Genomic DNA, 13,142 nt, shown 5'->3' with positions numbered 1-13,142 from the left:
CAGGCCGGGATGGCCTGCACCGCCCCTTCCCGTTCTTTCCAGCCGATTGCAGCGATACTTCCCGACGTGCCAGCTTCACCGGACAACCTGAACCTCATGGCCGGCGATCCGCTGGGCGTTCCCGCCGGCGGACGTCAGCGGGTGGCGCATGGGCTGGCCCAACTGGGCCTGTTCTGCCTGCCGGCACTGGTGCTGACCTTGCCCATCAACCTGTTGCCGTATGGCCTGCTGCTACTGCTGAGCACGCTGCTGGCGCCGGAGCTGCTGTGGCGCGCGCGCGGGATGGCCGGCCAGCCGGTGAAATTGCTGGCCTGGCTGATGCTGGCGGTGCTGGCGCTCGGCCTAATGTCGGTAGTGTTGTTCGAGCAGGGCCTGCGTGACGTCGACAACCGGTCGCGGTTCGTGGTGATCCCGTGGATCGCGCTGTGGGTCTGCGCGCTGCGTCCCGACGTGCGGTGGCTCTGGTACGGATCATTGACCGGCCTGCTCGCCGCCTTCTCGATGTCACTGTGGCAGGTGCTGGGTGGCGCCCCGCGCGCAGAGTTGTTCACCAACGCCATCGTGCTGGCCGACATCGTGATGGTTTTGATGGTGCTGCTGGTGTTCTGTCGCCCGTCGCGGCGCTGGTCGCTGGTGATCCTCGGCATGGCGGCCGGCTGCGGCACCATCGTGCTGACCGGCAGCCGCGGTGTGTTCGCCGCCTTGCTGGCGCTGCTGGTGGTGCTGACGTTGAGCCTGCGCTGGCGCACCGGCGCGGCGCGCCTGTCGGTGCTGGCAGGCATGCTGGCGATCGGTGCGACCCTGCTGCTGTCGGTACCGGAACTGCGCCACCAGGTCCGCCTGAGCGAGCTGCACAGTGACGTGCAGCGGATGGAGTTGGGCGACAGTGATTCTTCCGCCGGTGCCCGCGTGGAACGCCTGCAGGTGGCCTGGGAGACCTTCCTCGACCACCCGCTGGTGGGTGTTGGCATCGGTCATTTCGACAGCGCGATGCTGCGCGTGCCGGTCTGCCGTGAGAACCCGGAAGAGTTGCGTTGCCACCTGGGGCATGCGCACAACGATGTTGCCGAATGGGCAGCGACCCAGGGCGTACCGGGCCTGCTGCTGTTGCTGGCGGTGTATGGCATCCCGCTCTGGTTGTTCGTGCGCCTGCATCGCCGCAGCGGACGGTCGACCTTCCGGGGGCCGGCCGCAGCCGGCATCATGCTGGTGATCACCTACGCACTGTGCGGCCTGACCCAGTCGATGTTCGCGCACCAGATGACAGCCAGTTTCTACGTGACCCTGGTCGGCCTGCTGACCGGCCTGTCGATCGTCGAGGGCGCGCGCCACCGGGCAATCACCGGGGCGTGATCCAGCGGCGCCCCGGACAGGGCCGGGCGATCAGGGGTTCGGCGGGTCAGCCACGGCCTGGCCGTTGCCCAGCATCCACAGCATGATGGTTTTCTGCCGCACGTAGTTGGCGCGTACGTAGGCATAGACCAGTCCATGCCAGCCGTCGCGGAAGCCGCCACGGAACAGGAAGCCGCGCCAGAACCGCCAGGCCGGCGCCAGCACCAGCTTGCCCAGCGTGGCCCGCTTGCCGCGTGCGAACTCGTGCTCGGCCATCATCCGCGCGTATTTCTCGGTCTTGGCCAGCTGCTGCTGCAATGAGCGGTAGGGATAGTGGACCAGGTCGCCGCGCAGGGTACCGACGCTGCCGTCGACGCTGGCAGCCTCGTGGATCTCTCGCTTGCCGCGCCAGCCGCCCTGGCGGCGGTCGAACAGGCGCAACACTCGGTCCGGGTAGGCGTTGCCATGGCGCAGGAACCTGCCGAAATACTCCGACAGGCGGGCGAAACGGTAGCCGGCATGGCCGCTGAAGCCACTGTCGCGGGCCTGTTCGATGGCCGCGCGCAGTTCCGGACTGATCCGTTCGTCGGCATCCAGGCACAGTACCCAGTCGTGGCGGGCCTGCTCGACGCAGAATGCCTTCTGGCTGCGGAAACCGTCGAACCGGCGCTGCAGAACACGGGCGCCGGCAGCTTCGGCGATGGCGACGGTGGCATCGGTGGAGTACGAGTCCACCACCACGATCTCATCGCAGAACGCCAGCGAGGCCAGGCAGTCGCCGATGCGCCCGGCCTCGTTGAACGCGATAATGCACGCCGAGATGCGAGGCCGTTCGATGGGAGCGGTCGTGGAGGACATGATGGCCGGGTACCTGTTGTTTGCGACGGAGCGCTATGCGCTGCCTATTCTCGCCCCGTTGGCGCAGGCCTTGCACGCATCCGGGCAGGAGGTGGCGGCCTGGTTCGAGGACGGCGCGGCCGGCAGCAGCCTGCCGGGGGTGCCCAACGTGGGCCTGAAGCAGGCCCTGGCCCTGCGTCCGCGGGCGGTGTTCAGCGCGGCCAACTGGGTGCCGACGTTCCTTTCGGGCGCCAAGGTGCAGCTGTTCCATGGCTTCAACGTGGAGAAGCGGGACAGCGCGCGCGGCCACTTCCGGGTGCGCGGCATGTTCGACCTGTACTGCACGCAGGGGCCGGCCACCACCGCGCCGTTTCGTGAGATCGCGGCCCTGCAGGGCCACTTCGCGGTGGCCGAGACGGGCTGGCCGAAGCTGGATCCGCTGTTCCGCGACGATGGTGGCGAGAGCGCCGCGCTGCGCGCCGCCGCTGGAGGACGCCCGGTGATCCTGTTCGGTTCGACCTTCACCGAGCGCCTGAGCGCAGCGCCGCACCTGCACCCGCAGATCGCCGCCGATATCGCCGCCGGTGACCATTACTGGCTTCTCACCCTGCACCCGAAGTGCCCGCAGGACCTGTTCGAACGCTACCGCGCGCTGGCCGGTGCCAATGCCCGCTTCATCGAGCCGGAGCAGGTGATGGCCGCGCAGCGCGCCGCCGACGTGCTGGTGTCGGATACCTCGTCGATCGTTTCGGAGTTCATCGTGCAGCACAAGCCGGTGGTGACCTTCCGCAACCGCGTGCCCAAGCCACACATGATCGACTTCAATGATCCTGCGCAGCTGCAGGCGATGCTGACGCGTGCGCTGCACCCGGACGCGGCGCTGCAGGCGGAGATCGTGCGCTATGCCGACGCCATCCACCCGTACCGCGATGGCTTGTCCAGTGAGCGCGTGATCACGGCGACCGAGGATTTCCTGTCTGGTGAAATGGGCGCGCTGCGGCGCAAGCCGTTCGGCAGCTGGATGCGTGATCTGCAGATCCGCAGGGACCTGGGCTATTGGGGCCCGTCGCAGCGGTAAGCCGAGCATTGGCTCGGCTCTAGAGTAGATCCATGCCATGCGTGGATGCGCGCCCCCGCTCGCGGTAGTGCCGGCCGCTGGCCGGCAAGCTCGGGGATGTCTGCGGTTGCCAGCCAGCGGCCGGCACTACCTACCAGCGCAGCTTGCGCCGCGCCAGCGCCGCAGCCAGCTGATCCATCACCTGCTGCGCCTGTGCCTGCGGCAGATGGTGCAGGGTCAATGCCACATCGCCATGCGCGCCGGCAGTATCCAGCTGCAGGCTGCTGGTGCCCAACAGCTTGTCCAGCGGCGAGCGCAGCAGGCGCAGGCCCTGCACCTTGTCCAGTTCGGCCCAGCGCCACCAGCGCTTCCACCAACCGCCACGCACTGCCACGTAGTGCTCGTCCAGGTGCCAGGCCATGCGTGCCATCTGCCGATGAGCGACCAGCAGCGCCACCGGCAGCCACGCCAGCACCAGCAGGCCCCATGGCCCCCAGCGCCAGTACGCGGCTGCGGCCAACAGGGGTACCAGCAGCAGCGTTCCCAGACACAGCCGCCACCAGCCACGCTGCGGAATGGAGTGCCATTGCGTCGGCGGCCACTGCAGCTGAGGCAACAGGTGCTGCACCAGCTGCTCGCAGCGCGTCGCCTGGGCCAGTGGTGCCAGCTCGCGCAGGGCGCGGTCCTCATCGCGCGCAGGGCCACCGGCAGCGCTGTCGATGCGCAGCTGGCGCAGGCCGAACCACCGATGCAGGGTGGTTTCGCGCAGCGTCCAGGCCTGGATGCGGCGACGCGCGACACTGCTGCGGGTGCGGCTGAGCAGGCCGGCCGAGACGGTCAGGCGGCGATCCTGCTCGCTGAGGGTGAAGCCGTGATAGCGCAGCAGGGTCAGCACCACCGACAGCGCACGCAGCGCCAGCCAGCCCAGCAGCAGTGCGGCGGCCAGCAGCAGGAAAGCGCCTGCTACGCCGGGGTGCAGGTGGCTGGCGTAACCGAAAGCCTCGCGGCCTCCACGTTGGATGGCTTCGTCCATCACCGGCCGCGGCACGGTCTGGAACAGCACGCCGAAGGCGGCAACCGCCAGTGCCCAGCCCCGATTGGAGAGCAGGCCCATGCGCATCACGTCCCAGCTGGACAGGCGCAGCAGGACGTGTTCGGTGTCGGCCACGGTGACCGCAGGCGCGGGGACAGCGTCGGCGGCCTGCGGTGCCTGCCCGCGCTGGCGCACGAGACGTTCCAGCGCCAGCGCCTGGTCCAGCTTCAGCACTCGCATTTCCGCTTCCGGGCGCACGCCGCCGGCCGACTCCAGGCGCAGCTCGGCCACGCCGAACAGCCGGTGCAGCGGATTCTGCCGCACTTCCACGTTGTGGATGCGGGCGAACGGAATCTCGCGCCGGTTGCGCGCAAGCAGACCGCTGCGCACGGTGATCGCATCGCTGCCGATGCGGTAACGGTAGCTGAGGTACTGCAGCACCGAGACCAGGACCAGCGCGGCGATCGCCGACAGTGGGATCAACTGCGCCCACATCGGATCGTGGTCGCCGCGCTGACCGAATACCAGCAGTGCGACCAGCGGCAGGAAGTAGTGGCGCAGCTGCATCAGCAGCACGAACAGCCATGACCACGGGTGCAGGCGGTGGTCCTCGCCACCGGCGCGCAGTGCTGCAGGCAGAGGCGGTGGCAGGCTCACAGGGCGTCAGCGTCCTGGTCGAGCTGGTGCGAAAGGGTGTCGCGCAGGCGCTCGGCGTCGGTTTCATCCAGGCCGCTCACGGTCACCGCGCTCATGCGGGTGCCGGCGGTATGCACGATCAGCGTGGCAAGTCCTGCACGGCGTTCCAGCGGGCCCCTGCGCAGGTCCAGGTGTTGTACGCGCGAAATGGGAATACGGGTTTCCAGCTGCCACATCAGGTCTCGCCGCAGCCCCAGGCCCTGTGCGTCCAGCCGCCAACGGGTGCGGACCAGGCGGCGGTGGCTGAGCCATGCGCCACATGCAGCCCCTGCCAGCAGCCCGAGGGCGGCGACCCACGCGCCGCCGGGTAGATCGAAGAACCACCATGCAGCCGCCAGCGGCAGGCCTGGCACAAACAGGCCGCCGAAAGCGCCTTCCAATGCCGCCAGCCGCGCGGCGCGGCGCGGCAGCGACTGCCACGCGTCGGCGGGCGGAGCGGTCAGGGAGATGTCGGTCACGCGGGCTCCGTCAGGTGGCAGGGCGAGCGGTGGCGGCGGTAGCCGCACCGCGCAGACGGTAGCAGGTCGGCTGCGTTACTGGGCAGCCTGGATCAGCGCATCCACGTCCAGCAGATGTCCTGCGCGATCGGCCTTGGTGCGCAGGTAGTGCTCGTTCTCGGCGGTGATCTCGCCGGTGACCGGAATGCAGTCCAGTACCTCGATGCCGGCATTGCGCAGGCGCTGTGCCTTGGTCGGGTTGTTGCTGAGCAGCGCCACGCGCGAAATGCCAAGGCCGTGCAGCATGGCCACCGCACTGCCGTAGCGGCGCTCGTCGGCGCCGAAGCCGAGCTGCGCATCGGCGTCGATGGTGTCCAGGCCGTCGTGCTGGTAGCCGTAGGCACGCATCTTGGCTGCGATGCCGGTGCCACGGCCTTCCTGGTCCAGGTACAGCAACACGCCGCCGCCCAGCTCCTTCAGCTTGCGCAGGCCGCGCCGCAGCTGGTCACCACAGTCGCACTTGAGCGAACCGAACAGGTCGCCGGTCAGGCATGAAGAGTGCACGCGCACCGGCACCACCGCCGACAGGTCCGGTTCGCCGACGATGATCGCGACCTGGTCGCGCTGGGCCACGCCGCCGCGGAACACCGCGAAGGTGGTCATGCCGACATCGCGCAGCGGCACCGGCGAACGCGCCACCAGTTCGTAGTCGTGGGCCGCATGTGCTGCGCCTTCGGCCAGGTCGCACAGGGCCACCTCGGCGGCGCCCTCGAAGGTGCGGTCATCAACGTCCAGGCGTACCGCCACCATCGCCGGCAGCAACAGGCCCAGGCGGGCCAGCTCCACCGCGCCGGCATCGAAGGCATCGCCCGCCGTCCAGCCGTCGGGCATCGGGCCCGGCTCGCGCAGGTAGCCCAGCGAGGGGAGGGCATCGAAGGCAACGCCGGCCAGCGGCAGGCGTGCGCCTTGCGGGGCCTCCACGCCGAGCACGCGGGCGCGGGTGGCGGTCAGGAACAGGTAATGCCGCTCGCGGGCGGCATTGGCGAAGGCAGCGAAGCTGCTGGCCGTGGCGCTGTCCAGCGCGATCACCGCCAGGCGCTGGCCGTGGCCATCGTGGAGCAGCACCGGGCGACCGGCGCGCAGTTCGGCCACCGCGCGCTCACAGCGGATCGCGGCCGGATCGCCGAACAGGGAAGAAGCAGCAGGCATGGCAGGACCTGGGGAGGCGGACATCGCAGTCTCTATGGGGGCGACGGCGTCGTATTCAACGTGGTGCGGCCAGTGGTCGCAGGCGGCCGTCAGTGGGGGTGTTCCTCAGTTGCGTACGGGTCTTCCTCGCCGCTGCCCGGCGGCCGCAACGTATAGCGCTTGTAGGTCCACTGGTACTGCGCCGGGTCGCGGCGGGCGATGCGCTCGATGCCGGCGTTGAGCGCGGTGGCGGCCACCTGCGGGTCCGGGTCGGCCACGGCCGGGTCGGTCGGTTCGATGTGCAGGGCGAATTGCATGTCCGGCCCGATGCGCTCGCACCAGCCGTACAGCACGGTGGCGCCGGTGCGCTCGGCCAGTCGGTTGACCAGGGTCATGGTCAGTGCCTGCACGCCGAAGAACGGCACGAACACGCCGTCGCCGGCCTTGGGCTGCTGGTCGGGCAGGATGCCGGTGGCACCGCCGTCCTTGAGCACCTTGAACAGCTGGCGTACGGCCGGGCCCTCGGCGCGCACCTGCTGCACGTTCTGGCCGCCGCGCACCAGCTGCAGGAAGGCGTCGCTGGCCTCGTCCTCCGGCGGCTTGTAGACGATGGCGATGTGCCCGCGCGAGGCCAGCCACTGGTTCAGCAGCTCCCAGTTGCCGAAGTGCGGGGCGGCCACGATCACGCCCTTGCCGCTGGCCAGAGCGGCGTCGTACAGCGCTTCGCCATGGCGCTGCTGCAGGTGCAGGCGCAGATTGTCGGCCGGCGCCTGGCTCCACAGGCGCAGGGTCTCGATGGCCTGCAGGGCGGTTGAGCGCAGCAGTTCGCGGTGCAGGCGGTCCCGCGCGGCACTGTCCAGGTCGGGGTAGGCCAGTTCGAGGTTGCGCCGGGTGACACGGCTCTCACGGGCATTGAGACGGATCCAGGCCCACGCCAGGGTGCGCGCGAACGCCCGCAGCAGCGGCCAGGGCAGGCGGGCGAACAGGGTGGTGGCGCGGTGGACCAGCCGGGCTTTGCGTTGCGGATTCATTGGCGCCAGTTTAGCCAAGGGCACTGCTATCGTGGCCGGCCCTGTTCATTGGAAGCCCAGATGCTCGTCCTGATCCAGCGTGTCAGCCAGGCTGCTGTCCATGTAGATGATGAAACCGTGGGCCAGATCGGACCAGGCCTGCTGGCGCTGGTGGGCATGGAGCCGGGCGATACCGAGGCCCAGCTGCGACGGATGGCCGAGCGCCTGCTGGGCTACCGGGTGTTCGCCGACGAGGCCGGGAAAATGAACCGGTCGCTGCGTGACACCGACGGCGGCCTGTTGCTGGTCAGCCAGTTCACCCTGGCCGCTGACACCCGTTCGGGCATGCGGCCGAGCTTCACCAGCGCCGCAGCGCCGGAGGAGGCTGAACGCGGGTTCAATCAATTTGTCGAGATCTGCCGTGAAAATCACGCGCCAGGGGTGGAAACAGGCCGGTTTGGTGCCCATATGGTCGTCAGCCTGGTCAATGACGGTCCTGTGACCTTCCTTCTCCGGCCCTGAGCCTGCGGGACCACCGCCCGGCAGGCGGGGCCCCGGGCTGGTATAATGCTACGTTCCCTATTTCCTACCCAGCCGGTGGCGCGAGCACTACATGGCCAACGAACGTCCTGCCCAATCCGAAATCAAGCAACTGATCAGCAAGGGCCTGGAACAGGGCTACCTGACCTACGCCGAAGTCAATGACCATCTGCCGGACGACATGGTCGACCCGGAACAGATCGAAGACATCATCGGCATGATCAACGGCATGGGCATCGATGTCCATGAAGTTGCGCCGGATGTGGAAACCCTGCTTCTCAACGACGGCAACACCGGCAACCGCGAAGTCGATGACACCGCGGCCGAAGAAGCTGCCGCCGCGCTGAGCGCGCTCGACACCGAAGGTGGCCGTACCACCGACCCGGTGCGCATGTACATGCGCGAAATGGGCACCGTCGAGCTGCTGACCCGCGAAGGCGAAATCGCCATTGCCAAGCGCATCGAGGAAGGCCTCTCCCAGGTCCAGGCCGCGCTCGGCCAGTTCCCGGTGTCGGTCGAGTCGCTGCTGAACGACTACGAAGCCCACAAGGAAGGCAAGAAGCGCCTGGCCGAAGTGATCGTCGGGTTCAATGATCTGGTCGACGAAGAGCCGGCGCCGCCGGCGGTCGCTGCCGATGACAGCAGCGATGCCGACGCCGAAGGCGACGAGGACGAGGACGATGATGTCGAGGGTGGCGAGGAAGAAGCCGCACCGACCGGTCCGGACCCGGAGGAAGTCGCCGCGCGCATGCAGGCGCTGAGCGATGCCTTCAATGCGTTCAAGAAGGCCGCGACCAAGGGCGACAAGAAGAACCTGCCGCGCCTGCGCGAAGAGATGTCGGCGGTGTTCGTCACCCTGAAGCTGCCGCTGCCGCTGACCGACGTGCTGACCAAGCAGCTGCGCGACACCATGGCCGACATCAAGTCGCATGAGCGCCGTGTGCTGAACCTGGCCACCGTCACCGCGCGCATGCCGCGCAAGGACTTCATCCGTTCCTGGGAAGGCAACCAGACCAACCTGGAATGGGTGGAAGACGCACTGAAGCGCAAGCAGAAGTGGTCGTCGGCCCTGCGCGAAGTGAAGGACCAGATCATTGCCGAACAGCAGGCGACGATCGACATCGAGAAGCTGACCCAGCTGGACCTGGAAGAGCTGAAGGAAATCAGCCGTGCCATGGCCTACGGTGAAGCCAAGGCGCGCAAGGCCAAGAAGGAAATGGTCGAGGCCAACCTGCGCCTGGTGATCTCGATTGCCAAGAAGTACACCAACCGCGGCCTGCAGTTCCTGGACCTGATCCAGGAAGGCAACATCGGCCTGATGAAGGCGGTGGACAAGTTCGAATACCGCCGCGGCTACAAGTTCTCGACCTACGCCACCTGGTGGATCCGCCAGGCGATCACCCGCTCGATCGCCGACCAGGCGCGCACCATCCGTATCCCGGTGCACATGATCGAGACGATCAACAAGTTGAACCGCATTTCCCGCCAGATGCTCCAGCAGTACGGCCGCGAGGCCACGCCGGAGGAGCTGGCCAAGGAAATGGACATGCCGGAAGACAAGATCCGCAAGGTGATGAAGATCGCCAAGGAGCCGATCTCGATGGAAACCCCGATCGGTGACGACGAGGATTCCCATCTGGGCGACTTCATCGAGGACACCAACGTGGAGTCCCCGATCGAGAACACCACCAACATCAACTTGTCTGAAACCGTGCGCGACGTGCTGGCCGGCCTCACCCCGAGGGAAGCCAAGGTGCTGCGCATGCGCTTCGGCATCGACATGAACACCGACCACACGCTGGAAGAGGTCGGCAAGCAGTTCGACGTGACCCGCGAGCGCATCCGCCAGATCGAAGCGAAGGCCCTGCGCAAGCTGCGTCACCCGAGCCGCTCGGAGCAGTTGCGCAGCTTCCTGGATATCGATTGATATCCGGCGATGGCTGATGTGTTGAGAGAAACCCCGCTTCGGCGGGGTTTTTCTTTGCCACCACATCCCTGTAACGCCCCGCCAGTGCTTGGCAGGGCCATATAATTACGTAACAAATAATGTAACAAAAATCCGCATCGAAGCTGGCGCTTCGTGAATATGTCCATTATTTTCAGGCTCATAGATGCAAGATCGTGCTTGCAGTCCCGTTTTTTTTGATGATAATTACGTAACAAGTTTCGTATTACGTAATGCACATGCCACGCGCTCAACGCCCACAGGTATTGGATCTGATCGCTCAGCTGGCCCCCGGCCAGCCGCTACCAGCCGCGGCGCTGGCCGAGCGTCTGGGGGTGGACCGGATGGCGCTCAGCCGGCTGGTGGCCGCCAGTGGCCCGCAGGTGGTGCGGATGGGCAGAACGCGGGCAACCGCCTATGCGCTGCGGCGGCCCACCCGGGCAGGCAGCGAATGGCCGCTGTACCGGCTGCGTGAAGATGCGACGCTGGAGGAGCTGGGGCGGGTAATTGCGCTGGTAGGAGGCGGCTTCCATGTCGACGCCGGGCCTGACTGCCCGAACCTGCGACGCGCGCCCGAAGGTGACGTTGCTGCCTTCTTTCCTGACTTACCGTGGTACCTGGATGACCTGCGACCGCAGGGATTTCTTGGTCGCAGCTTCGCCCATGGCCGTGGGCAGGCGCTCGGCCTGCCGAAGGACCTCAAGGGCTGGCAACCGGACGATGTGTTGATGTCCCTGGTAACCGCTGGCGGGACTGAAGCGGGCGATCTGCTGCTCGGTATGGCTGCTGTGGAGGCGGCGATGGAGACGTTGCAGGCGCCGATCGATCGGGTTGCGGCCGACGATCGTCTTGCACAGTATCGCGAGCGTGCGCGTGCTGCGCTGGACGGAGAGGATGTGGGCTTCTCGCCGGGTGGCGAGCAACCCAAGTTCACCGCCACCGTGGAGGTCCACGGCAGGCGCCGCTCGGTGCTGGTCAAGTTCGCGCAGCCCGATGAAGGCGCCGCCGCCCAGCGCTGGAGCGATCTGCTGGTCTGCGAACATCTGGCGCTTGAGGCCCTGCGCCAGTCCGGACAAGCCGCGGCGTCCAGTGAACTGCTGCAGTCGCCCACGCACACCTTCCTGGAAATCGAGCGCTTCGACCGCACGCCCGATCTGCTGGGGCGGCGAGGCCTGGTCTCGCTGCTGTCGCTATCGTCCGCGTTCACCGGCGAGGTCACCCCAGCGTGGCCGGTTGCAGGCGCCGAACTGCGTGATCAAGGCTGGCTGACGGCCGACACCGTGCAGGCGATGGGCCGGCGCCACGCGTTCGGGCGGCTGATCGGCAACAGCGACATGCACCACGGCAACATCGCCTTCCACTTCGTTGATCGCGGCCCGCTGCCGTTGGCGCCGGTCTACGACATGCTGCCGATGTCGCTGGCGCCGTCAAAGCTGGGCGTGTTGCGCGCGGACGAGCCGCTGTCGCCGGTCGCACCGCTGGGCAGTGGTGATCTGCAGCATCTGCGCTGGGCGGCACCGGTGGCTGAAGCATTCTGGCAGTGCGTGGCTGTTGACGGGCGGATCCAGTCGCCAGCAATGCGGTCATTGGCGGGGGCGAACGCCGAGCGGGTGCGGGAGATGGGCGCGCGGTTTGGGTGAGCCAGCTGTTGCGCAAGCCTGGGCGCGCGGCGTTGCGTAGCGATGGCTGAGGGTTTTTCAGTGTGTCTTGGCGCCGGCGGGTAGCCGGTTGAGCGCAGGCTCCACTACACTGTGGCGCTGCGCCGGGCCTATAGCTCAACGGTTAGAGCAGGGGACTCATAATCCCTTGGTTCCAGGTTCGAATCCTGGTGGGCCCACCACATTGACGTCCAGCGAAGTCCAGAGACGACGCCCCGATGGCGTCTGGCTGGTGCGTCAGGGGCGTCAAGGGCAGCACCTTGCGGCGATGCCCTTTCATTGTGGTGCCCTCAGGATCGTGGCAGATTCTCGATAGGACCAACGCGACCGGGCGGCGGCGGCTGACAGTTGCCGAAGCACCCGCCACCACCGGGGAACCAGCCGCCGATCCCGCCACCACCGCCAGTGCTGCCACCACCACCACCGCCAGACGGGGGCGTCGAGGCGAAGCTGTCCTCGGTGCCGCCTGACTCTTCTGCCGACTTCCCGCACGGCTTGCTGACGGTGATCATGCTTGAGCCGGTCATCATCATGATTTTTGTTTTGTACATGACGTTGCCGACGAAGGACGTGTTGCGCCATGCATCCGCACCGAACGTCCTTTCAGCGGTCTCATCCAGCTTCTTCAGGAATGCCCGGTTGGGCGCATCTGCGGATGAAGCACCGGCTTGCTTGGCCGCCGCGATATCCTTCAGGTCGACCGATATCGAGAACGGGAGCATTGGAAGAACGGTGCAGGCCAGAGCAACACCGGTAACGGTGAAAGCAGCGGTGGCCAGCACGAATTTACTTGCAGGTTTCATTGCCATCCTTGCGAGTTGTCAACGGGGAACGGGCGGTAATCGGGAACGAACGGGACGCCGGTTCGTTCCTGGTAGAGCTGGTTGAATGTGGCATTCAGACGAAGCGCTTCGGCCTCCCCCTGCATCCGCTCTTCGATAGTGAGCGGTGCAGAGAACATGATTTCCCTGCCAAGCGCGGCGGAAGGGTCTGCGCGCATCTCCAGGACGCGCGAAACCGCGTATGCGTTGATGTTTCCCGCTCGACCGGTGGATGCGAAATGAGTCGCAAGCAGTTGCAGTGCAAAGTAGTTGCCGTCCACTGCGGACGACATCATCCGGTCCAAGGCGGTTCGATCGGGCAGCTTTCGCGAGTCCAGCATGGTGCGCGCAAGCTTGTCGCCGCCGTGGGCGGCTTGTTCCAGCAACGCATCGGGCGCGCTGGAATAGGAAGCCCACTGCGCGGTATTCGGATAGCCGTGTTCATCCAGCCAGCGTTGCTCCTCGCGGCTACGCCCATCAAATGGATCATCGTCCTTGGGTTCCATTCCATCGCGATTCTGCGGAACACCAGGAAACAGCATGCTCGTGCTGTTGGCAGGCCGTAACGCGGGTGACGCAGCCGAGGGT

At 66.9% G+C, this 13,142-nt stretch carries 12 protein-coding genes and 1 tRNA gene; 6 read left to right on the top strand and 7 right to left on the bottom strand.

Annotated features, from left to right (window positions below; translation table 11 throughout):
- The first annotated feature begins 96 nt into the window (after window positions 1-96).
- Window positions 97-1,353, top strand: coding sequence for an O-antigen ligase (locus tag ROV95_RS00810; protein WP_312543779.1), 1,257 nt, complete (start codon window positions 97-99; stop codon window positions 1,351-1,353).
- 30 nt (window positions 1,354-1,383) lie between these two features.
- On the opposite strand, the gene ROV95_RS00805 is transcribed toward ROV95_RS00810, so the two are convergent.
- On the bottom strand, window positions 1,384-2,190 hold the full coding sequence (locus ROV95_RS00805; RefSeq protein ID WP_021203241.1) for a glycosyltransferase family 2 protein: 807 nt from the start codon (window positions 2,188-2,190) through the stop codon (window positions 1,384-1,386).
- On the opposite strand from ROV95_RS00805, the gene ROV95_RS00800 reads away from it, so the two are divergent.
- Entirely contained in the window at window positions 2,189-3,247 is a 1,059-nt protein-coding gene (locus ROV95_RS00800; RefSeq protein WP_134730038.1) for a CDP-glycerol glycerophosphotransferase family protein, read from the top strand. The genes ROV95_RS00805 and ROV95_RS00800 overlap by 2 nt on opposite strands.
- Before the next feature lie 130 nt (window positions 3,248-3,377).
- On the opposite strand, the gene ROV95_RS00795 is transcribed toward ROV95_RS00800, so the two are convergent.
- From ROV95_RS00795 to ROV95_RS00780, 4 genes are all read right to left on the bottom strand, one after another.
- Window positions 3,378-4,916, bottom strand: a complete 1,539-nt coding sequence (locus ROV95_RS00795) for a PH domain-containing protein (protein WP_155030187.1) — start codon at window positions 4,914-4,916, stop codon at window positions 3,378-3,380.
- On the bottom strand, window positions 4,913-5,413 hold the full coding sequence (locus ROV95_RS00790; protein ID WP_021203244.1) for a PH domain-containing protein: 501 nt from the start codon (window positions 5,411-5,413) through the stop codon (window positions 4,913-4,915). The genes ROV95_RS00795 and ROV95_RS00790 overlap by 4 nt, the downstream gene beginning before the upstream one ends.
- 75 nt (window positions 5,414-5,488) lie before the next feature.
- Window positions 5,489-6,625: a GTP cyclohydrolase II RibA gene (ribA, locus tag ROV95_RS00785; protein ID WP_019660771.1), complete on the bottom strand. Its 1,137-nt coding sequence runs from the start codon at window positions 6,623-6,625 to the stop codon at window positions 5,489-5,491.
- Between the two features lie 65 nt (window positions 6,626-6,690).
- Window positions 6,691-7,611 (bottom strand): lauroyl acyltransferase, encoded by a 921-nt coding sequence (locus ROV95_RS00780; RefSeq protein WP_312542266.1) that lies wholly within the window; start codon window positions 7,609-7,611, stop codon window positions 6,691-6,693.
- A gap of 60 nt (window positions 7,612-7,671) precedes the next feature.
- On the opposite strand from ROV95_RS00780, the gene dtd reads away from it, so the two are divergent.
- The 4 genes from dtd to ROV95_RS00760 all read left to right on the top strand — a co-directional run bounded on the left by dtd (window position 7,672) and on the right by ROV95_RS00760 (window position 11,915).
- Complete coding sequence (gene dtd, locus ROV95_RS00775) at window positions 7,672-8,112, top strand: D-aminoacyl-tRNA deacylase (protein WP_312542265.1); 441 nt, start codon at window positions 7,672-7,674, stop codon at window positions 8,110-8,112.
- A gap of 91 nt (window positions 8,113-8,203) precedes the next feature.
- The gene (gene rpoD / locus ROV95_RS00770; protein ID WP_019660768.1) at window positions 8,204-10,057 is read left to right on the top strand and encodes an RNA polymerase sigma factor RpoD; all 1,854 of its coding nucleotides are present in this window, start codon (window positions 8,204-8,206) and stop codon (window positions 10,055-10,057) included.
- Between the two features lie 284 nt (window positions 10,058-10,341).
- Window positions 10,342-11,715 carry a type II toxin-antitoxin system HipA family toxin YjjJ gene (gene yjjJ / locus ROV95_RS00765; protein ID WP_242542585.1) on the top strand — a complete coding sequence of 458 codons (1,374 nt, stop codon included), beginning with the start codon at window positions 10,342-10,344 and terminating at the stop codon, window positions 11,713-11,715.
- Between the two features lie 124 nt (window positions 11,716-11,839).
- A tRNA-Ile gene (locus ROV95_RS00760) sits at window positions 11,840-11,915 on the top strand.
- A 108-nt stretch (window positions 11,916-12,023) separates the two neighbouring features.
- On the opposite strand, the gene ROV95_RS00755 is transcribed toward ROV95_RS00760, so the two are convergent.
- Window positions 12,024-12,536 (bottom strand): hypothetical protein, encoded by a 513-nt coding sequence (locus tag ROV95_RS00755; RefSeq protein WP_155030172.1) that lies wholly within the window; start codon window positions 12,534-12,536, stop codon window positions 12,024-12,026.
- Entirely contained in the window at window positions 12,533-13,060 is a 528-nt protein-coding gene (locus ROV95_RS00750; protein WP_019660765.1) for a hypothetical protein, read from the bottom strand. The genes ROV95_RS00755 and ROV95_RS00750 overlap by 4 nt, the downstream gene beginning before the upstream one ends.
- Window positions 13,061-13,142: the final 82 nt, after the last annotated feature.

The sequence above is a fragment of the Stenotrophomonas maltophilia group sp. msm1 genome (assembly GCF_032025805.1).
GTDB lineage: Bacteria > Pseudomonadota > Gammaproteobacteria > Xanthomonadales > Xanthomonadaceae > Stenotrophomonas > Stenotrophomonas hibiscicola.
Note: the sequence above shows the minus strand (reverse complement) of the source record. Positions and strands in the feature narration are given on the sequence as shown.

Excerpts from the sequence above, each read along its gene's own strand:
- dtd (WP_312542265.1), top strand. The coding sequence starts at position 7,672 with ATGCTCGTCCTGATCCAGCGTGTCAGCCAGGCTGCTGTCCATGTAGAT.
- rpoD (WP_019660768.1), top strand. The coding sequence starts at position 8,204 with ATGGCCAACGAACGTCCTGCCCAATCCGAAATCAAGCAACTGATCAGC.
- ROV95_RS00800 (WP_134730038.1), top strand. The coding sequence starts at position 2,189 with ATGATGGCCGGGTACCTGTTGTTTGCGACGGAGCGCTATGCGCTGCCT.
- ROV95_RS00810 (WP_312543779.1), top strand. The coding sequence starts at position 97 with ATGGCCGGCGATCCGCTGGGCGTTCCCGCCGGCGGACGTCAGCGGGTG.
- ROV95_RS00750 (WP_019660765.1), bottom strand. The coding sequence starts at position 13,060 with ATGGAACCCAAGGACGATGATCCATTTGATGGGCGTAGCCGCGAGGAG.
- ROV95_RS00780 (WP_312542266.1), bottom strand. The coding sequence starts at position 7,611 with ATGAATCCGCAACGCAAAGCCCGGCTGGTCCACCGCGCCACCACCCTG.
- ribA (WP_019660771.1), bottom strand. The coding sequence starts at position 6,625 with ATGTCCGCCTCCCCAGGTCCTGCCATGCCTGCTGCTTCTTCCCTGTTC.
- ROV95_RS00755 (WP_155030172.1), bottom strand. The coding sequence starts at position 12,536 with ATGAAACCTGCAAGTAAATTCGTGCTGGCCACCGCTGCTTTCACCGTT.
- ROV95_RS00805 (WP_021203241.1), bottom strand. The coding sequence starts at position 2,190 with ATGTCCTCCACGACCGCTCCCATCGAACGGCCTCGCATCTCGGCGTGC.